Annotated in this window: 24 protein-coding genes and 1 pseudogene; 9 read left to right on the top strand and 16 right to left on the bottom strand. The window is 41.3% G+C overall.

Translation table 11 applies throughout. The features are described 5' to 3' along the window. Positions 1–12 precede the first annotated feature (12 nt). The gene (locus tag RMZ43_RS18205) at positions 13–2,091 is read right to left on the bottom strand and encodes a recombinase family protein (RefSeq protein ID WP_428850807.1); all 2,079 of its coding nucleotides are present in this window, start codon (positions 2,089–2,091) and stop codon (positions 13–15) included. 11 nt (positions 2,092–2,102) lie between these two features. Beyond that, on the bottom strand, positions 2,103–2,588 hold the full coding sequence (locus RMZ43_RS18210; protein WP_428850808.1) for a hypothetical protein: 486 nt from the start codon (positions 2,586–2,588) through the stop codon (positions 2,103–2,105). Here RMZ43_RS18210 and RMZ43_RS18215 point away from each other — a divergent pair. Together RMZ43_RS18215 and RMZ43_RS18220 are read left to right on the top strand one after the other, a co-directional pair. Next, positions 2,588–4,069, top strand: a complete 1,482-nt coding sequence (locus tag RMZ43_RS18215) for a group II intron reverse transcriptase (protein ID WP_428850893.1) — start codon at positions 2,588–2,590, stop codon at positions 4,067–4,069. The two genes, RMZ43_RS18210 and RMZ43_RS18215, sit on opposite strands and share 1 nt — an antisense overlap. 97 nt (positions 4,070–4,166) lie before the next feature. After that, a pseudogene (locus RMZ43_RS18220) lies at positions 4,167–4,382 on the top strand (DNA polymerase IV); the annotation flags it as partial. A 74-nt stretch (positions 4,383–4,456) separates the two neighbouring features. Here RMZ43_RS18220 and RMZ43_RS18225 read toward each other — a convergent pair. Together RMZ43_RS18225 and RMZ43_RS18230 are read right to left on the bottom strand one after the other, a co-directional pair. Next, positions 4,457–4,657, bottom strand: a complete 201-nt coding sequence (locus tag RMZ43_RS18225) for a hypothetical protein (RefSeq protein WP_428850809.1) — start codon at positions 4,655–4,657, stop codon at positions 4,457–4,459. 36 nt (positions 4,658–4,693) lie between these two features. Next, positions 4,694–4,996, bottom strand: coding sequence for an antibiotic biosynthesis monooxygenase family protein (locus tag RMZ43_RS18230; protein ID WP_335112365.1), 303 nt, complete (start codon positions 4,994–4,996; stop codon positions 4,694–4,696). 91 nt (positions 4,997–5,087) lie between these two features. Here RMZ43_RS18230 and RMZ43_RS18235 point away from each other — a divergent pair, with 91 nt between their 5' ends. The 4 genes from RMZ43_RS18235 to RMZ43_RS18250 all read left to right on the top strand — a co-directional run bounded on the left by RMZ43_RS18235 (position 5,088) and on the right by RMZ43_RS18250 (position 7,327). Then, complete coding sequence (locus tag RMZ43_RS18235) at positions 5,088–5,231, top strand: hypothetical protein (protein ID WP_428850810.1); 144 nt, start codon at positions 5,088–5,090, stop codon at positions 5,229–5,231. 186 nt (positions 5,232–5,417) lie between these two features. After that, positions 5,418–6,791 (top strand): WD40 repeat domain-containing protein, encoded by a 1,374-nt coding sequence (locus RMZ43_RS18240; protein ID WP_428850811.1) that lies wholly within the window; start codon positions 5,418–5,420, stop codon positions 6,789–6,791. Beyond that, a complete protein-coding gene (locus RMZ43_RS18245; protein WP_428850812.1) occupies positions 6,773–6,991 on the top strand; it encodes a hypothetical protein in 219 nt (72 codons plus the stop codon). The genes RMZ43_RS18240 and RMZ43_RS18245 overlap by 19 nt, the downstream gene beginning before the upstream one ends. A 60-nt stretch (positions 6,992–7,051) precedes the next feature. Then, positions 7,052–7,327, top strand: a complete 276-nt coding sequence (locus RMZ43_RS18250; RefSeq protein ID WP_428850900.1) for a hypothetical protein — start codon at positions 7,052–7,054, stop codon at positions 7,325–7,327. On the opposite strand, the gene RMZ43_RS18255 is transcribed toward RMZ43_RS18250, so the two are convergent. From RMZ43_RS18255 to RMZ43_RS18265, 3 genes are all read right to left on the bottom strand, one after another. Continuing rightward, a complete protein-coding gene (locus tag RMZ43_RS18255; protein ID WP_428850813.1) occupies positions 7,252–7,440 on the bottom strand; it encodes a DNA cytosine methyltransferase in 189 nt (62 codons plus the stop codon). The two genes, RMZ43_RS18250 and RMZ43_RS18255, sit on opposite strands and share 76 nt — an antisense overlap. A gap of 250 nt (positions 7,441–7,690) precedes the next feature. Next, positions 7,691–7,888 (bottom strand): DNA cytosine methyltransferase, encoded by a 198-nt coding sequence (locus RMZ43_RS18260; protein ID WP_428850814.1) that lies wholly within the window; start codon positions 7,886–7,888, stop codon positions 7,691–7,693. Next, positions 7,848–8,231: a hypothetical protein gene (locus tag RMZ43_RS18265; RefSeq protein ID WP_428850815.1), complete on the bottom strand. Its 384-nt coding sequence runs from the start codon at positions 8,229–8,231 to the stop codon at positions 7,848–7,850. The genes RMZ43_RS18260 and RMZ43_RS18265 overlap by 41 nt, the downstream gene beginning before the upstream one ends. 232 nt (positions 8,232–8,463) lie before the next feature. Here RMZ43_RS18265 and RMZ43_RS18270 point away from each other — a divergent pair, with 232 nt between their 5' ends. After that, on the top strand, positions 8,464–8,673 hold the full coding sequence (locus tag RMZ43_RS18270; protein ID WP_428850816.1) for a hypothetical protein: 210 nt from the start codon (positions 8,464–8,466) through the stop codon (positions 8,671–8,673). Between the two features lie 112 nt (positions 8,674–8,785). On the opposite strand, the gene RMZ43_RS18275 is transcribed toward RMZ43_RS18270, so the two are convergent. Continuing rightward, positions 8,786–9,868 carry an iron-containing redox enzyme family protein gene (locus tag RMZ43_RS18275; RefSeq protein WP_420759322.1) on the bottom strand — a complete coding sequence of 361 codons (1,083 nt, stop codon included), beginning with the start codon at positions 9,866–9,868 and terminating at the stop codon, positions 8,786–8,788. Positions 9,869–9,972: 104 nt separating this feature from the next. Next, the gene (locus RMZ43_RS18280) at positions 9,973–12,384 is read right to left on the bottom strand and encodes an NACHT domain-containing protein (RefSeq protein ID WP_428850817.1); all 2,412 of its coding nucleotides are present in this window, start codon (positions 12,382–12,384) and stop codon (positions 9,973–9,975) included. A 200-nt stretch (positions 12,385–12,584) separates the two neighbouring features. On the opposite strand from RMZ43_RS18280, the gene RMZ43_RS18285 reads away from it, so the two are divergent. Next, on the top strand, positions 12,585–12,980 hold the full coding sequence (locus RMZ43_RS18285; RefSeq protein WP_428850818.1) for a hypothetical protein: 396 nt from the start codon (positions 12,585–12,587) through the stop codon (positions 12,978–12,980). A gap of 863 nt (positions 12,981–13,843) precedes the next feature. Continuing rightward, positions 13,844–14,032: a hypothetical protein gene (locus RMZ43_RS18290; protein WP_322698096.1), complete on the top strand. Its 189-nt coding sequence runs from the start codon at positions 13,844–13,846 to the stop codon at positions 14,030–14,032. Positions 14,033–14,281: 249 nt separating this feature from the next. Here the strand turns inward: RMZ43_RS18290 and RMZ43_RS18295 are convergent, their stop codons facing one another. The 7 genes from RMZ43_RS18295 to RMZ43_RS18325 all read right to left on the bottom strand — a co-directional run bounded on the left by RMZ43_RS18295 (position 14,282) and on the right by RMZ43_RS18325 (position 19,392). Then, positions 14,282–14,539 (bottom strand): hypothetical protein, encoded by a 258-nt coding sequence (locus RMZ43_RS18295; protein WP_428850819.1) that lies wholly within the window; start codon positions 14,537–14,539, stop codon positions 14,282–14,284. Positions 14,540–14,553: 14 nt separating this feature from the next. Beyond that, positions 14,554–14,925, bottom strand: a complete 372-nt coding sequence (locus tag RMZ43_RS18300) for a four helix bundle protein (RefSeq protein ID WP_428850820.1) — start codon at positions 14,923–14,925, stop codon at positions 14,554–14,556. 11 nt (positions 14,926–14,936) lie between these two features. Next, positions 14,937–15,164 (bottom strand): hypothetical protein, encoded by a 228-nt coding sequence (locus RMZ43_RS18305; protein ID WP_428850821.1) that lies wholly within the window; start codon positions 15,162–15,164, stop codon positions 14,937–14,939. Then, positions 15,161–15,556 carry an ASCH domain-containing protein gene (locus tag RMZ43_RS18310; RefSeq protein ID WP_428850822.1) on the bottom strand — a complete coding sequence of 132 codons (396 nt, stop codon included), beginning with the start codon at positions 15,554–15,556 and terminating at the stop codon, positions 15,161–15,163. The genes RMZ43_RS18305 and RMZ43_RS18310 overlap by 4 nt, the downstream gene beginning before the upstream one ends. Before the next feature lie 142 nt (positions 15,557–15,698). After that, on the bottom strand, positions 15,699–17,063 hold the full coding sequence (dnaB, locus tag RMZ43_RS18315) for a replicative DNA helicase (RefSeq protein WP_428850823.1): 1,365 nt from the start codon (positions 17,061–17,063) through the stop codon (positions 15,699–15,701). Between the two features lie 9 nt (positions 17,064–17,072). After that, positions 17,073–18,542: a hypothetical protein gene (locus tag RMZ43_RS18320; protein ID WP_428850824.1), complete on the bottom strand. Its 1,470-nt coding sequence runs from the start codon at positions 18,540–18,542 to the stop codon at positions 17,073–17,075. Between the two features lie 43 nt (positions 18,543–18,585). Then, a complete protein-coding gene (locus tag RMZ43_RS18325) occupies positions 18,586–19,392 on the bottom strand; it encodes a DUF5131 family protein (RefSeq protein WP_428850825.1) in 807 nt (268 codons plus the stop codon). Positions 19,393–19,422 lie beyond the last annotated feature (30 nt).

A 19,422-nucleotide genomic window follows, 5' to 3' on the forward strand; every position in this document is an offset into this window, starting at 1 on the left:
ATCAAACTGGTATTATTCAGATTTAACTGGCACACGGCGGATTTTTTCACGTAAAGTCTCTAAAACTTCGGGTGTAACTATATGCCACCAAGGGCTTTTGGGAGTTTCTTGGAAACCCTGAATAATTCCTTTTTCTCGCCAGTAATGAATGGTATGAATTCCAACACCCAGTTTTACAGCAAGAGCACTGGTGGAATAGTAACCTTGCGGACTGATCCCTGATTTGGCAACATTTGGATCACTTAAAGGCTTATCAATACCAAATTTCCAACGAATCCATGCTATACCTTTTTTGGTAAAAGCTCGCCCAGTAGCATTCACTAAACCCCGACGATTCAGTTCTGCGGCAATTTCGGTATCAGTTCGACCTGGAGTTAATTCGTCAATGAGCTGAATTATTTGCTTGGGTGTTCGGAATTTTTCTGCATTTGTTGGGCGTGTCGCAATCAATTCGCTTGTAACTCCTGTATGCCAGAGTATTTGGATACGAGTAGAGCGTTCTGGAGTATCTATTGGGGTGATAGCAACTTGTTTTACTAACAACCCTAGTATTTGTTTACGCTCAAGGTTAGTCGTAGTACTGGCGTGCCAAAGTGTGGGAATATCGTTGGCTAACTGTAAAATTTGTTGCCGTTGCCCTGCTGTTAATTCCAGCCTTTCTACTTGATGGGCTTTTTGGTATGCCTCTTCTAATTCCGCTAGCTGTTGTAGTTTTTCATTCCAGCGCCTTTCTAGTGTACGTGCGACTAAACGATTCTCTGGCTCGGTAGCATCATATTGACGAAAAGCTCTGTCAGCTTCGTAATGTGCCCTTTCAAGTCTTAGTTGCCATGTTTTATCTGCCTCATGTGCTTGATTTTCAAGCTCAGATAGCACTGCAAGGGAAATGTCTAGTTGCTCGTCCGTAAAAGCTGACAGCACATGAGTCGTAACGGCTGTATCAATTGCGGCTCCCGCAACGCTCCAGCAAGCACCGACGCTACCATCAAGTTTACGAGCTTGGGTACATTCATAAGCTGCTCTACAACCACCATTACCGTGGTAGCGAGGACTCATTTTTCGACCGCATTTACCACAAATTACTAAACCTTGAAGAAGAGCAAAGCCTTCCCTTGGTGTTCCTGGACATCCATCAGACATAAAAATTGGGCAATTGCGTCTGAGTTGCTCACAATTAGATTCATACTCTGACCAACTAATATAAGCCTCGTGAGTGTTGTGAATTACCACTTTCCACTCCTGTTGGGGTAGTAGTTGGGTTTTTACCTTGGTTATTTGTCCATTCTCAATCACGTTAAGACTGCGTCGTCTACCATACACATAGGTTCCTGTATAAGTAGGATTACGCAGTAGGGCAGTTATACGGCTAAGATTGGCTGGCCCCCAATGAAGTGTACCAATATCCCCAGGTCGCCAACGTCTTCTTGGGAAAGGAATTTGGTTCACACAAAAGTAGCGCATCACCTTAAACGCCGTTCTAAATTCGCGGAACTTTTGAAAGGCTAACTGTATTGCGGCAACTACACCTTCATCTGGGTCTAGCACCAATTTTCCTTCTGGGTCGTAGACATAGCCAGTAGGTGGAGAGCAGCGCAGTTCTCCTTTTTTCGCCTTGTTGAGTTTGGCTCCTTGTAAGCGTAGACGCATACCGTGTAGTTCTGTGTGGCTCCAAGTTCCTTTAAACCCCAGTATCACTCGGTCGTTAAAATCATTTGGGTCATAAATTCCGTCGTGGTCGATAACCAAGGTATCTGTAAGGGCACAGATATCTAAAAGCTTATGCCAATCTGCTTGGGAACGAGAAAATCTTGAGGCTTCCAGAGCCAAAACAGCCCCTACCTCCCCTAAACCAACAGCAGCGATTAGTCGATGAAAATCTTCGCGTCCGGTTGTAGTTTGACCACTTTTACCAAGGTCACTATCCAATACGGATATTTGACTCTTGTCCCAACCCAAGGTTAATGCACGGTCGGCTAGAGCATATTGTCTTTCAGTACTTTCACGGTTAAATTCTACCTGCGTGGGTGTTGACTGTCTTAAATACACAACAGCACGGCGTTCCAGATGGGTTGAACTAATTTTATTATTCATCTGGTTCACTCCTAGTTATCGCGTTCTGTGTCTGTTGAGTGGAGAGGATTTTGTCCACTAACCTTGCTGTTAGCTTTATGAGGCGATTTAGCCTTTCTGAGTTTTTGGCTTGAGCGGTTGCTAGTAGATGCTTTTTTCTCATTTTTTTTCTTGTGTTCGACTTCAATATCATCAAGAACACAAGAAGATTCGGACGTTATAATTTGCGATCGCGCTGCTACCCATTCACTCAATCGCAGTAGTTTTTCAGGTAAAAACTTCTCAACTCTTTGGGTTGTGAAAACTTGTTGTGTCCATAGGTCAGTTTCCGTTGCTGGTAGAGATAAAAATCCTCCCAATGGACTTTCCACAGTTACTTTCATCTCAATCCCTACTTTGCGGATTTGCCGTACTACAACGGACTGACCATACAGTGGATGAATGGGATTGGTGATGGTGACACAACTTCCCAAAAGTGACTTGAGGTTATGTGCAGTCTTATTATATTGTGCCGACAATGTACGACCGCGCACTACAAGCCGTAGTAAAAGCTGCGCTTGAGCCAGAATGGGAGGCAATTTTTGAACCAAACTCCTATGGCTTTAGACCCGGAAGGTCATGCCGCGATGCGATAAAACAAATTAAAAACTGTATTCAAGGCAAGGCTAAATACGTGTTAGACGCGGATATAGCCAAATGTTTTGACCGCATCAACCATGAAGCACTGCTCCAAAAGTTGAACATCTTGGGCAAAGTCAGGCAACAAATTAAAGCCTGGTTAAAATCCGGGGTGATAGACAAAGGAGCATTTACTGCCACATTTGAGGGTACGCCGCAAGGTGGGGTCATCTCTCCACTATTGGCAAACATAGCCCTCCACGGTTTAGAAAATCACCTGATAAAATATGCCGAAACATTACCTGGAAGAAAGCGGGAGAACCGCGATAATCTTGGATTTATAAGGTACGCAGATGATTTTGTGGTTCTCCACAAAGATAAAGCCGTTGTCCAAAGATGTCGAGAAATTATCTCGGAATGGTTAGCTGGTATAGGACTTGAATTAAAACCTGAAAAAACCAGGCTAACTCACACATTCCTACCGGAATTAAGCGAGGATGGTAAAGCCGGATTCGACTTTTTGGGTCATCACATCCGACAATACCCTGCCGGGAAATACCGGAGCAATATAAACTCAAAAGGTACAATATTAGGTTTTAACACACTCATCACCCCATCCGCGAAGGCAAGTAAGGCTCATACTGAGGAAATCGGAAAGATCATCAAAAAACATAGGTCAACTCCCCAAGCAGTTCTCATAAAAGACCTTAACCCTGTCATAAGGGGATGGACTTCTTTCTACACAAAATCCGATGTCAAAAACGTTGGAGAATTATCTAAACAAGATTACCTCACATACCTGAAACTTCGACGATGGGCAAAACGCCGATGTGGAACAGCAAAAGCAGGTTCAGATAAATACTGGACTTCCATAGATGGTGATAACTGGGTATTCGCAACCAGGGAGGGGACAGCGAACCCCCTCCGGTTATTAAAACACAGTCAGTTTGAATGCAGTAGCACTGATTATGTAAAAGTTAAAAGCGATAAAAGCCCCTACGATGGCGACACAGTTTACTGGAGTAAAAGACTAGGGATACACCCCCAAATGCCTAATCGTAAGGCTAAGTTACTTAAGCTACAATTGGGTAAATGTCCTTGGTGCAGCTTAAGCTTCCAAGAATGGGATGTTTTAGAAGTAGACCACATCATCCCCAGAGCCATTGGCGGCAAGGATGAGTACAAAAATCTGCAATTATTACATCGGCACTGTCACGACGAAAAGACCGCACTTGACTTAATAGAAATTCGGAAAAAAGACCACTCAAAATTCCGCGAGAAACTTTCTCAATTTTGGAATAAATCTAACTGGGAGTGGATATATGATATTCCTAATTTCATAGGTCAAAAGGTGAGGGAGTCCGACTTGACAAATGGATAACACACTGAGTAGCCGTGTGCGGTGAAAATCGCAAGCACGGTTCCGAATGGGAGGGGTGATGCAGTAATGCACACCTCGACCCTACCAAGTTAAGTTCTCTGACTATCAGCAGCTAACCCGCAGTAAGACAATGCTTGCTCCCATTAGTGAACTCTCTACGATTTTTGAGATAGCCAAAACACTGTTTGAGTCGATTGATATGGAAAACCGCAGTATTAGGTTGCTGGGGATTTCGTTGTCTAATCTTGATAACGCTAAACAAACCCAAGCCATTCAACTGCCACTATTTCAAAATACAGGCATTATATTTTAGCGTAGGCGTAGCCCACGCTTATATATACTTCAACTGCTCTCAGTATAAGAAGCTCAGTTACCGCCGTAAGCATTTCACAAGCTCATCAGTGACTGCAATTGTGTGTCTGAATTATCTCCCAATTCTTGTTGTAATTGGGATAGTTGATTTTCTAACGCTTCAGCAGTCTGAATAAGATTCGATTCTTGAGCTATTTTTAGCTGAGTTTCTTTAATAGAGATTTTTCTCACTAGTTCATTCACTGCATCGAGTGAATCATCATTTTCAGTAATCATAGCTGAATTACAGCTCCTCTAAATTCTATTTTGAGATTAGTACTCTGCTTCAATTTGATAGAGTGCGGGATTAGCTTCAACAGGTAATTGTTGTTCAAAAATCTCATTTTGAGAAATACGTTTAGAGAATGCCGATTGCCACGCTTCTTTACTAGACCATTTTGCAATATTAATAAATTGAAATCTCTCTGTTGGGTCAAGACTGCGATGTAACTTTGTATCGATAAACCCTGGTTCATTTTTCATCAACTGAGCAGTCTGATTCCATTTGCGAAGAAACTCATCTTCCAAACCTTGAGGAACAGAGAAGACATTGATCAGTACCACAGGTGAATCCATAAAGGCAGCTCTCTAAACTCTGTCATGCTAGACAATAGCATTTTCAAACAGAAGCTGGGATGTACCTATAGTAGGATTATACAAGTTTTAGATGCTGCTCACCGACAGAAATCATCGACCCTCAACTCGCGCCACATATCAGACGGTTGCCACCCAGAGTTACCAAGCTGACCTAAAGATTCCTGAAAGACTCGAAGGTACTGCCGATGGTTTCAGTGGAGTGGCCAGACGGTAGCATATATGAGCAGGGGATGGCACTGATCAAGAGATGGTACTGGCAAGGGCATTTCCCGATTTAAAACCAGATGAGCGGTTAAACTACATAAGTAAAATCTTCGACAATGCAGAAACGCTCTTGCGTCTGTAGCGAATTGTTACAATTGGTTCCCTTTCCCCTTTCCGCTCTTTTCATTGAAATTGTATGAGTACACAGCATCAGCCAGAAAATGAACACACTCCTGACGAGGGTTCACGAAGTGTGCCGCTCTTATCGCTACAACAGTTATCATTGTTTATTTTAGCCGGAATTGCCGCTTTAATTGCAAAGGGTGAATTTCATCAAAGTCAAGAAGTACAGGCAGGTACAAGAATAGAACGAATTGGAGTTACAGCTGTGCAGAACTTTCAATTTATTGAAATTGAAGCATTATTGGCCACGCAAGCTGGACAAGAATTACAAGAAATAGTTAAAGATGGTCGTCTATTAGAAGAATATCCAGCAGCAAGTCTAGAGGTAGCTTTACAAACAATTCTTGACAACATTCATGAGCAGAATCAACTAAAAGGTCATACTAATTATGTTTTTAGCGCGAGTTTTAGTCCAGATGGAAAACGCATTGTCACCGCATCTTGGGACAATACAGCGCGGGTGTGGGACATAACAGGAAAAGAAATTGCCTTGCTCAAAGGGCATACCCAAGGTGTTTGGAGCGCCAATTTTAGTCCAGATGGAAAACGTATTGTCACTGCATCTGCTGACAATACAGCGAGGGTGTGGGACATAACAGGAAAAGAAATTGCCTCACTTAAAGGACATACCCAAAATGTTTTTAGCGCGAGTTTTAGTCCAGATGGAAAACGCATTGTCACCGCATCCTGGGACAATACAGCGAGGGTGTGGGACATAACAGGAAAAGAAATTGCCTCACTTAAAGGGCATACTAATTATGTTATTAGCGCCGATTTTAGTCCAGATGGAAAACGCATTGTTACTGCATCTGCTGACAATACAGCGAGGGTGTGGGACATAACAGGAAAAGAAATTGCTTTACTTAAAGGGCATACCCAACCTCTTGCTAGCGCGAGTTTTAGTCCAGATGGAAAACGTATTGTCACTGCATCTGCTGACAATACAGCGAGGGTGTGGGACATAACAGGAAAAGAAATTGCTTTACTTAAAGGGCATACCAATGCTATCAGGAGCGCAAGTTTTAGTCGGGATGGAAAACGCATTGTCACTGCAAGTTTAGACAATACAGCGAGGGTGTGGGACATAACAGGAAAAGAAATTGCCTTACTTAAAGGGCATACCCAACCTCTTGTTAGCGCGAGTTTTAGTCGGGATGGAAAACGCATTGTCACTGCAAGTTTAGATAATACAGCGAGGGTGTGGGAAATAACAGGAAAAGAAATTGCTTTACTTAAAGGGCATACCCAACCTCTTACTAGCGCGAGTTTTAGTCCAGATGGAAAACGCGTTGTCACTGCATCTGCTGACAATACAGCCAGGGTATGGCGAATTGACGATTTAGATGTTTCGTTATCTCGCAGTTGCCGATGCCTGAACGATTACTAAGTAATCAATCTAAAGGAGCAATAGCAGACTTTGAGGCGTATATTGTTCAGCTTGACAAAGAAATTAAATTATCTCAAGGAGATGAATTAAAACAGCTTAAAGCTGATAAAGCACAACGTCAAAGCTGGGTGAAAGAGTTACGCGCTGGCAAGAATCCGTTTACAGATGCAGTGCTTGAGAAACTGAGATCGCGGCAATAGCTTTGATAGGTAATATTTTAACAAAGTGGAGCAACAGTCTTTGCTGCCGCAACATCACCCATGACAACAGAACCAAGCAAGCGAAGCGATCGCGGTAAAACGCCTTTTGCAATCCTGACAGCACATTCAAAACTCCTAATTCTGACCATACGCCCATCTGACATAAACCTGTTCAAGCAGATTGACCAGCAGGGGCGGGATTGGTTGATCCCAAGGTGTGGAGATGTACCAGCACCGTTCTTAGTTTTGGACAAGGTTAGTCATACAGTCACTCCTAATAATTTGCTCTGTGCAGATATAAATAGTTTTTTTGCGAAACTGGGAGGGACAGAATAGCCGATGATTGACCCAGCCGTAGCAGTTTCGTTAGGGAATTCGTACCAACTGGGAAACCCTTGCAAGATTGCAGCCCCTTCAATAAACAAAGATTTAACTATCCCATCCGGCAACCAAATATCAGCGAATTTACTCTGGTTGCGACCCTTGTGATCCGTAAAATGCGATCATAAGATAGTGTTACAGGGCGAATGTCCAGGTTTATACTTGGACTGTAAACGTCCCCCAACTCTTTGTATTAGCAATGGTGTTGGCACGTTTCCGGCTAAAAATTTCTCCAAAGCTTGTTGCTGTTTGGGCAACAGTTGTGAATCAGCCATCGTGGGAATGAGATGGGCGATCGCCGAGTACCAACCGATAGGTTTAGATGTGGATGGTAGTGAAACAGCAAAACCTCGACTTACAATCAGAACTAACCGCCGGCCGCGCCTGGGGCAGTCCAAAGTCAGCCATGTTGACCACACTATAATTAATCAAGTATCTATAACTTTCGAGAGTTTCCAAAATAGCAGCGAAACTCTCACTTTCTTGATAGTGTGGGACATTCTCTAGCGTAAACACCCGTGGCTGTAACTGTCGGATGGCTTCTGCTACTGCGATGGCGCGAGCGCCCGCCGGAGGCGATCGCAGCCGTCATATCATCAGCCGTTTCCATGCCTTTTCCCGCCTTAGCTGTGTGAGCTTGGCTGAAGTTGGCACACACTGGGGAGGCATGAAGGTAGTCGGGGCGGCGGGGAAAACCTAGAAATTTTAACCGTGCTACTTCTTGAACTGTTAGCTGGATTATTCTACAGCCGTACTCGCTAAAGTTGCGGTGATGGGTTTTGGCGATCGCCCGACTTAGTTCTGGTTTTGTGGGGTCGAATTCCACCGCGATGACTGGACGAATTCCGGCTTCGACCATCCCCGCTTCAATGCCGCCGCCACCCGCGAAAAGTACTACAGCGATCGCTGCATCATTTGAAAGAACTGGTTTTAATTTTGTGTTATCAAAATTTTTGCAGACATCTGATTTTGGTGATGTCTTTTTGGTTTTCGCTTTTTTGATGAAGGCGATGATATTCTCTCGTGTTGCCCTCTCTTGTTGCAGTGTCCGAAGCTGAGTCAGCTTATTATCCTCAAATTGTTTTGAAACTATGGCATTTGAATTCGATCATCTGTTTATATGTACTGATATTAATGCTTGGGAAGCTGAAGCTTTAGTATCCTTTGGTTTAGTTGAGGGTTCATCTAACCCACATCCTGGGCAAGGCACAGCTAATCGTCGTTTCTTCTTCCACAACGCCATGTTGGAATTTTTGTGGGTACATAATCCCGAACAAGCAAAGTCTGGTGTAGAGCTATGATGGTCGGTTCGCATATCGAAAAATATTTGCCGACCATTGGTCGGCAAATAGGTGAAAAAATCCTTACACAATAAGACTTTTGAGCTTAAGCTGGTAAGAATTCAAATGATTCTCATACCCCTAACCTGACTGCCAGATACTGGTTGTAGCGCCTCATGACTTCCATGCGAAGCGCACCTCCTATAGCCAGTTCCAATCCTGCTTCTGGTTCTACTTCAACGATTGGGACGATCGCATTGTTCAGCCAGCCTAAACCATGTTTCTCATCTACTTCTATATGGTCGTAAAAATATTCGCATTTTACCCGTGCATCCGAATATAGGCGTTCTAAACCAGCAACAACTGAACGATTACGATTTGGGTCGAAAATTTCGGGCATTCCTAAACTTCCAATTCCCTTAAAATAGTGTCTCCGGTTCAAACCGAAGCAAAAGTACAGGTTGTGACCTGCGTAGGGCCGCCAGTCTTGCCAAATGGGGAGTGTTGGTTGCTCTAAACCAAGGGAAGCAAGCATCTGCGTGAACTGCCTACCGTGTGACTTCTCTGCTACTCCATGACCACATTCATCCCACATATTATGAACGATTTCAGCTTTCACTGTCTCTGAAAAGTGGAGTTGTGCTAAAGCTAAGGCATCGCAAAAACGATAGTTTAAAGTCGCATCTGAGAGTATAAATATATTGAATTGCTCAATAGATGCTTGGTTTTTTAAAAAGTTTAACAAGCATTTATCGAGATCCGATTCTGTGTGTGCCTGTTGAACAAACCAATCACGAAGTAATTTTGGGTGTTTTGCTTCAGACGGAGATGGTAATTGTTTTTGAATACGTGGCAGTTCATAATTAAGCCATGCATTTTCAATTTGATTACGAATTGTTAATAGCCAAGGGCTATGTTCGTGTATACAAATTGGTGATAGGGGGTGGCTAAGACTTACTTCATAGATATTATAAAGACTTTTATGAACTTCCAAAAGTGCTACAGATTCTTCATCAGTAAATGCTGAATGCAAAATTATTGGCAAATCTTGATATAAGGTGTTAAGGATTGTCTCAGCTTCTGGAAGCATCTGGTGAGTATTAGAAAGAAGATAGACAATTTTTTCTGATAATGTACGTGCCTTTTCTGTAGATTGAGGAGTTATAGAAGAAGGTTTTAAGTTAATTACTCGGTCAGTTGATGAATTTAATAGCATTTAAGTTAGAGAATTTTCTTAAGGTTAATATCAATGAAGGAAGAGTTTTTGGAAATCAAAGAAATATGTAAAACCTAATTTGTCAATCAAAGAATAGACAAATTTCATAGAATTTTTGGTAAAAATAATGTTTCCAAAACTTCTTCACGCACTTGAAAAGTAACAATGCAATCTGTTTGAAGTAAACAGTCTATTAGCAGCTTATTTACATAATAATAATCTTTAAGGCTTTGTTGATCTTCTTCGTTAAAATCTTTAAAACTAACTCCTAACAATTGATCGCCTAATAGTTTTTTACTTGCAACTTCTCTGACTTTATCTGCACCGTGCTTTAATCTCTCTTCATTTTCTTGCATAGTATTATTTACTTCAAAAAAATCACTCATTATCCTCTCTAGTTCTTCTCGATTATCTTGGCGTATTTTTTTAGATTTTATACCATAATTAACAGCAATTTTCATAATTTCATCAGCAGAAGCTGCATTAATTACTTTTATACTTGCTTCATCAGTCATGTCGTCATATTTTTGAGCATGAATAATACCTTCTTCCAAGCTATTAATCTCTTTAAGTATACGAGTAAAACAATTACCACAAGTTAAGTACTTTGTTCGTGGTTCCAACAAAAAGCAAAGCTGTCTATCTGGGTCAATGTCATAATCAATGTCAAAATAAAATGCACGAATAGCAGCAGAAAATTTCTTTGCTTCTAGATTATCTTTTATCTGAAATAGTTGAAGTAGAGATTGAGATTTTTTATTTACAAGCTTCAGATATTTCTGTAGATTATCTTTCCCCTCTAAGATTTGATCGGCTTTCTCCTTCATCAATCTAAAAAGGTTACTAGCATCTAATAATATCTCTGCTACTAAAAGGAAAATCTCCCTCCATTTACGGTCTTTTAGATGTTTAACTAGCTTTTGTAATTCTTCTTGATCTTTTTGTAATTTCTGATTACTTATTAATTTGTTATTAGCTTCCGAATTTAAGAACTTATCATTATTTTTAAAGTCCTCATCCTGATGTAATTCTTCATCTGATGTTTGTGGAATTAAGCTAACAATTCTTTTAGCAACAAAATACTCATGAAAAGTGAGGTGAGAAAATGAATAAATACCTTTAGCTCGCTCAATTATAATCCCATGTTGAGCTTCCATAGCTTTCAAAAGCTCTTCAATATCACCCTGTGAAACATTTGACTCACTATCAAAATTTGATATTTTCTCGATATATTTTTTCAGAATGAGCTTGACTTCTAATGGGGTAAAAAAATACTTCTCCTTTTCAAAAGTACTGTAGGCAATTTGACGGAGTAAATCTTTTTTGCGTGGAAGTGATAATTTTTGATAAATTTGATCTCGATGAATTCCACGTTTGGCATCCCATTTTTTTAGTAAAACATCTAATCCTTCATGATAACTTTCCGAACGACTATTTGGTAGACTAGCAGATTCTTCAAATACTAAGCATAGAAGAGTTAGCAACAGAGGAGTGACGGCTAATTGATAGATACGATTATTCTTATTTAGGTACTTAATAAACTTCTCTGATTTGACTGATTTATTTTTGAACCAATTGTTGGCAAATTCATTAATTTGTTTATTATCAAAATCAGCTATCTCTACTTCTGTGAATTTATCAAAGGTATACTCCCATGCCGCAATTCGACAAGCAATAACAAAATGATTGTCAAAATATATCCGAGAAAAACTTCTAACTTCTTTTAAAGTATGCTCTTGATATTCGGCGCTAACTTCATCTAATCCGTCCAGTAAAATCAGAGCAGAACCCTGTTTAAATAATTCGACAAGCTCTTCTTCTGTTACATCACACCCAGAGTACTGCTGCCTAATATATTCTAATAAACTAGGTTGAGTTGGATCTTCCGCAAAATATTTTAAAGGGATAAAAATAGGTACAAGGTGAGGTTGAAAACTACCTTGATTGCACTGAACTGCTAGATATCTTAAGAAGGTAGTTTTACCAGATCCTGGCTTTCCTAGTACAATTAATTTCTTATATTTTTCAACTGCTTTTACGCCAAGAACCCGCTTTTCTACAACTTTACCTAACCCAAATCTGTCAAAATCCTCATATCCACATTCTTTAAGTAATTCATCAATTGTTTTACGTCGGAGTGCTATTAGCTTCTCCAAAATATTCACATCGGTATAGATTTGACTCAACTCAATCGGTTGCGTCATATCTAATATACGCATCGTTCCGCACAACTCTTGGGTTAGTTCTTTTATCTGAGTACGCACCTTTCCAACTAAATCTTGAGCTGAAGGTGCCAAATATCCATACACAATCTCTTGGTAATCAATTTCTAACGCTTCACAAATGGTGGTAAAGTACTTTTCCCAAACGTTCTCGCCGTTAAAAAACTTACTGATAACAGAACGATTGCAACCCAGTTGAGCAGCTAGAGACTCTTGCGTGAATTCTCGCTTGGTAAAAGCCTCATGTGCTTGCTGGAGTCCTTTTGGAGATGCTTTCAAAGAGGGTTTTGCCATTGCTGTTACAGTTAGGTACATACATTCTAGCAATTATAGCCTTAATAAAACAACATAGCAGTTTTATGCAAAAGCTTTAAATAAAAATAAATAGACAATAGCTAAAAATAAGTAAACATACTTGCAAAATAAATCATTGTAAGTTAATGTACTTATAAGCCAAAAGAGCGAGTCATAGTCGCTCTAGCAGGAGTAGACCTATGACTCATCATGACTTTACGGGATTTTCACTAAGAGAGTGCCTAGACAGTCTGCCCAGGTTTATTGGGACAGAAAGTCCATATTATGCTTCTCTCAAAAGAGTTGGGAAAGATAACCAAAGAATTACTTTTCCGAATAGACATTCAATCACCTGTCCTTATGAGGAGCTAATTGATGTAGCTAAGGAGTACGGTCTTACCCCATCACCCTTGGGGATGACCACTTTGTTGTCGCAGCAACCTCCTAATAGCGCGATTGATTTTTTTCGTTCCAGGGTTATTGTTGTGGCAATAATCAGTGGTTTTGGGATGGTTAGAGTGGAATTCCCCGACTCTAGGTCATTTATTGGCAAAGTGGAAATATTTTATAGAGGGCAGCAAATAAAGACTCGCTAATAGTTTTTGAGTGGTGAAGGAAAAATAAATTCTGTCCTCCTAGTTTTTACACACTTCATTTAGAGCAGCTGGTACAGCTGACACTTACTAACAATTAAATATCTACTCGTTAATATCCAACTAGCCTTGAGGATTAGATACTAATCACATGCTGTTTCAAGTGTAAACCCACATGAACAGCTTTTTTGTTGGAATTTACATACAACATACAGGGCTGTTGTATTTGTCAATAGCTTGTTGTAACCGAAGGTGTATTTATCCCAAATTTCACTCTTAAAAAAGGGCAAAAGTATGAAACATCATCTAACTGACGACGGTAATTTCTTATTCAACTCGGCTTGTAAAGTACTGAAATTTTTTCTGCTGAGTTTGTTTGGTTTTGTGATTGCGTATGTCATCTCTCAAGTTTTTGGAGTTAACATAATTGTTCAAATGCTATTATCTCCGAGCCTATGGGAGTGGCTTGGACGTATCGCAGTGTTTATCTTCTGCTTATTTGCAGTTGCCATTATTTATGAGTCTTCTCATTAATTGTCTATCGACATTATTGAGTCAGGTAGGAGTTAGTGGATAGTTCAAGAGAGAGGAAAACTGCCCGACGCTTTCTAAGAGACGATCTTGCTAGCTAAATCTTTGTAGGAGTATGTGGACTCGCTCTCCGTGGCGCTATCTGTTTCAGTAAAGCGACAGACGACGGGTCTTGGGTTTAAGGCCCCGATTGTTGCCTCAACTTCCCCTTTCATTACGGCAGTCAGCATGGCTCCTTTCTCAGTAGGGAGCGAATCCCCTACTGAGCAAAGCTCCTCCAGCATACCTGCCTCCTTCAATTTGTAATCCATGCGGTATCGGATTAGATTATCGTCATGAATAAAGTTTTTTTGAATATTTATTTGGTAGCTATTACATTGCTACCGCTTGGTTTAGCCGTTATGGACTCTAGTTATATACCTTTAGCTACTGGCATTATTCCTACATCCATAACTTGTTTGTTGCAGCTGAATTCCAGTAAGACTACAAAACCCCAAATTGAAGAGAGTGAAGATTCAGACTGACTTAGTATAATCTAACTCTAATTTTGATAGATTATACACTTGTGCTGATAGGGAAATTAATGTTTGACGACTTTGAACAATAAGGAGCGCTGGTTGCATCAGTACTCAAGGACCCAAGTGCTTATGGGTATATTGTCATACCCACTGCCTCTCTAAATCGTAGCTGATCGCTCGTGCGATGGGCGATCGCATTTGAAGAAGGCGAAAGATAGCAACTATCCTTCTAGGTTGTGACAAGGTTAATCATGCTTATGCCTGATTATGAGCGAGAAGATTCCACAAATAATCAATCCGTTTCCAAGCGATCGCAGCTTGCCGTGGAGAACAACTCAATCCATAAGCACGACGGGCATCATAATTACCCTTGATTCCCTTGGCTACTCCAATGGGAACCCCAGAAGCCACCTCACGAATGCCGGGTTCAAAGCTTCGGTCTTCATGAGAGAGCCGTACTTGCGTAATCTGATTTCCAATTTGGTCTGCCCAGGGGGTCAAACCAATTCGCAATTCGCAATTCGCAATTAATTGAGCTTGTTGATTTTCTCTTTCACCTTTTGAGTAGATGAAACCAGAATCTTTCCAATTTCTCTAGTTTCTTGCAGCAATGAGTCAAACTTACTTTTATCAACCAGTTCTGACTCTATTAATATTTCTAACCAGTATTCAGTCTCTCTTTCTTCCTTAAGCGCAATTTCTAATTTGCTTAGAAAGTCTTTATCAGATTGGGCAGATTGAGCTTCTTTAACATTGGCACCTATAGAAGTACCACTTCGGAGTAACTGTTTTGATAATATTCGACAAACTCCAGGCTTTTCATCTAGGAAAGTACAAGCTTTAACTATTCTTATTGCCAAAGCTTTGGTTCTATCAGCAATACTAAGTTGTTGATTCATCTATTTTACTCCTAGTTAATAATTGCGAATTGCGAATTGCGAATTGATTCTTGGCAATGGTAGTTGGTAATATCTGCGTGGATTGGAATTCCTGGTTGTTCATGGCGCAATTGTGATTGAGAATAAGGGGAGATTTCGACAAATTGCTGGACTCGGAATTTGTGGGATAGACCTGCGGCTGATATTCCGTGGTGGCAGAGTCCGCCGATGCCGGAGAAAAGCGAAAGGACTGATTTCATAAGGCGATCGCACTCCTGACCAATTCATCGGGTACTTCAAAAATGCCCAACCGCCCAATGTAAGGAATCGGCGTAATTTCTCGCGGATTCTCCAGCTTCCAGTGATATTGCATGGGCATTCCCCAGCCAGAAGCAACTTGTGAGAACCGACAATCTACTATTGTGACAATGCCAATAACTTGACCGCGACGTAAAGAGATTAGTTCTGGGATTACTATCCCTATCCCTTGGCAAAATTCTCTCGCTAGCTGGTACTCTTTCTTGATACAGGTTTTTGCAGCGTGAATCAGAATGTCGCCGCGATAATGAATGGGCCAGCCTCGGTTTTCAACATTTTTGAGAGCATAAATAATTGCCCATGCCCAAGGCTGACGGACTGAAAGTGCTTTCACGGTGTTTTAAAACTCCAATAATTGAGGTCATATCTGGTTGGAAGCAATGCCTCCGGCAACGTCAAGGACGAATGCTATTGGAGTCATACAGCAATTGCTTCTCTCAGCAAATCATCGGTTACTTGAAAATTCCCAGTTATGCCTAAAATTGCCGATGACGCACTAAGTTTTTGAACTTGGTAAACTGGTTATCAAATAGCAGTTTGACTGTACCAGTAGGGCCATTTCTTTGCTTGCGGACAATTAACTCGGAAATGCCACGGTCAGGAGAATCGGGATTATGAACCTCGTCACGGTAGAGCATAATCACAACATCACTGTCTTGTTCCACTGCCCCACTGTCTCTAAGATCACTCAGTATAGGGCGCTTGTCATTACGGTGTTCGACTTCCCTGCTTAACTGAGACAAGGCTAGGACTGGAACATCAAGATCCTTAGCTAATTTCTTCAGTCCTCGGCTGATTTGACCGACTCTCTGGGTCATGTTCATTCTTGAATCAGTACCCTCGGACATCAACTGTAAATAATCTACAATAACCAGCCCGACACCGCCATGTGTGGCTGAGATTTTTCGGACTTGGCTACGAATCTCATTCATTGTGGGGCAGGAATTATCATTGATAAAAATCCCTTGTTCGGAAAGTTGTGCTACGGCCTGACTCAGGGGTTGCCACTGATTGTTAGAGAGCCGCCCGGTTTCGAGTAAGCTGTTCTCAATACCGGACTCACTTGATAAGAATCTCTGCACATATTCTTCGCGGCTCATTTCCAAACTGAAAACAGCTACAGGTAATCTTTGGGATTGAGCGACATTAAGAGCTAAGTTACCAGCAAGGGCAGACTTACCCACAGATGGACGAGCAGCGAGTATATACAGGCGTTTGGGGCGAAAGCCACCACCGAGTAAACCATCTAGGTCATAAAATCCGGTAGAAATGGCGGGACTAGATGTACCAGCGTAACGCGACTCGATTTCTTGGTAAGCGTCAACCAAACAATCAGAAATATGAATCAGATCATCATGAGAGCGCTGTTGTGTAACGCTGAAAACTTTTTCCTCAGCAGCGTCAAGAATCAGTGGTAGTTCAGTATCAGTTTCATAACCGAGATGTAGAATCTCATTTGCCGCTTTGATTAATTGTCGGCGGTGGTATTTTTCCATTACCAATTCTGCCAGAGCGTCAATGTTGATGGCTGAAACTGTACGGTCAATGAGTGTAGCCAATTTATCTCGACCACCAACACGAAACAAAAGCCCATTATCAGTTAGCCAACTGGTTACAGACAGTAAATCTGTGGGTCTGCTTTGTGTATGGAGGCGCAGCGCAGCCTGGTAAATGTCTTTGTGGGAGGAGATGTAAAATGCTTCGGGGATTAAGCGATCTACTATTCTGCTCATTGCTTCTGGATCAAGCATAATCCCACCAAGTATTACTTCTTCTGCCTCAATGTTTTGTGGGGGTAAGCGGTCTACAGTGGTGGATTGAAAATTCAATTGTTCTGTCATACATCCTCGTTATGCGGCTTGTTGATGATATAAATGGGCATATATTTGGGGATAATTGAGGGATAGCCAATTTAACCAACCATCAGTAGCTCCTGTACTTTCTTGGTCATAGCGGGTACGGAAAGAGGCGATCGCCTGCTCTGCTCCTTGGCGATCTCCAAGGTCAAGTAATTCGCAGAATGTGGCTTTATGCCAATCAAGAGAACGGTTAGCGAAATAGCCGATGGGTTGTTTTTCATCGAGTTTTTCTTGTTTTGTTGGTGATGATGTGGTTTCTGGTTGAAAAACTTGTGACCAATAGCCCATTAATTCTTCTAGCCCGGCTTTAGAGCTTTCTAAGTTACCAATTGACTTGAGAACTGTGGGGATTTTCTCTTGCCAAGATTCACTCTGACTCCATTTAGCCCTGTGTTTGGCGATTAACTCCACCAGTCGGCGATCGCAAGTTTGGTAAATCTTGTCCCTGGTAGTAGTACGCCAGGGGAAGCGCCAACTACGCATTTTGATTTCTGTTTTGTACACAGCAGGCAACGAGTCAGTTGCCATGATGCTTGGATCTACTAAAACCATGTCAATAAAGTCTTCAATCGACTGGAATTTTGGTTTATTAGACTTGTTGGATTGTTCGTTTTTATCGAACGACCCCACCGCAATAGTTGGTCTACAAGAGGGGTTATCGGTTTGTAGCGAAGACTCGGATTTATTTAACAACGAAGTGGGTTGTTGTGGGGTTGATTCTTCTAAGCTTGATTTTTCTGGAGTTGGTTCTTCAAGTTCAATTTCTTTGGTTGTTAAATCAAGTTCTTCTTTTTCACACACACTCTCTTGGGTGGGGGGCGCGGGTAGCGGAGCTAGGGGCGCATTGTGTGTAATCTCTGAAGTAATCTCTGTATATATAGATATATTGCCCCGATCTGGCATTACAGTATGTCCTTCTGGGGCAATATAGCCTGTCATATTGGAGCATTCTGTATTGGATGAAGAGGGCAATATATATTGCTCTTGAGGGGCATTATATATTGCACTTGATGGGCATTCTATATTGGACAAATTGGGCATTATACTGGGTTTTTGGTCGCCATCATCCTGAGATTTTTTTGTTTTTCGAGTCCAAGATGAAGTAATTTCTTGAATTGGTAGCTCAATATTGTTCATGAAAGCTGACCAACGTTGATTAAGAGCGTCTTTATCCAACCAAAACTCTAAGCGTCTGGGACATCCTTTGAACTGCTCTTTGAGTAAACCCCTAGCTTTGAGAGATTTTCGGGCCGATTCTTGTTCCTTCCTAGTGAGTCCAGTTTCTTGTTCAATTTCTATTTGAGTTTTGTAAATCCAACCCTGATCATCTTTCTGTTTGCCCAACCAATAATACATTTGGCATAAAAAAAGGTTTGGTAACACACCCCCAGTAACAGCAACCAGCTTTGGGTAATAAGCAACTGGGTTTCCGAGGTCTTTTAAGAAATCTGTTAGTCTCATAACTTTCCCTTTATAAAGCGGTGGGATGTACTAGGATTTTGCTTTAATTACGCACTGGGAAAGGAAATTCTTGCAATTTTAGATGTTGGGGAAATTCTTCGATTTCGCCACCCTTACGATCACGGGTTTTAAATCGCTGTCCCTGGTAGTAAGCATTCGCCCCCAACTGCTTGACAAAGACAGGGGTTTTTGACTCACTGCACTGTTTGACGATAGACTCAATCCATTCGATGTGGCATGGCCTAGAGTCTGGCCCTGATTCACCACCGACAATAAGCCACTGGGCATCATTCAAATATTGGCTAATATCGCCCAAATCTTTTAGTAATGGCTCAACTGACCAAAACCTAACACTAGCTGGAATTTGGGCAATGAATTGACTACGTTCTTCAAGAGTGCGACGATTCTCTATAGAAGTTCCAACCCAAATATTAGAGGGTAATTCCTCTAGCCCATGATTAGAGAGCCATTCATTTATAGATGACAACATAATTTCTGGGCGCTTGGTGAGGATTTGAAATATTTGCTTTGGCGCTACGAACATTCCATTTAGCATTTCATGTTGCCAAAAACGTGGAACCCATTCACCAAAAATATCGGTCATAGAAGCGACAAAATGCCTTCTACTTTTCCTTTGAAAGCCCCATTTCCGAATAGCTTCTGTATCAAGTGTTAGTTCTGGTGGTTGCCCAGAGTAGGGCAGTTTGTTTCCACCGAAGAAAGAATTTTGATTCAGCTTTTCGCTATAGCAATTTTTACACCCCTCTGAGATTTTTTGACACCACCAACCGCCGACTTTAGCACGGATGATATTATCTGTTAAGTCTGTCCATTCTATGTTTGTTGGCATAAACACCTCTGAAATTTGAAATTAGACAAT

It is taken from the genome of Nostoc sp. CmiVER01 (assembly GCF_034531135.2).
In the GTDB taxonomy this organism is placed as follows: domain Bacteria; phylum Cyanobacteriota; class Cyanobacteriia; order Cyanobacteriales; family Nostocaceae; genus Nostoc.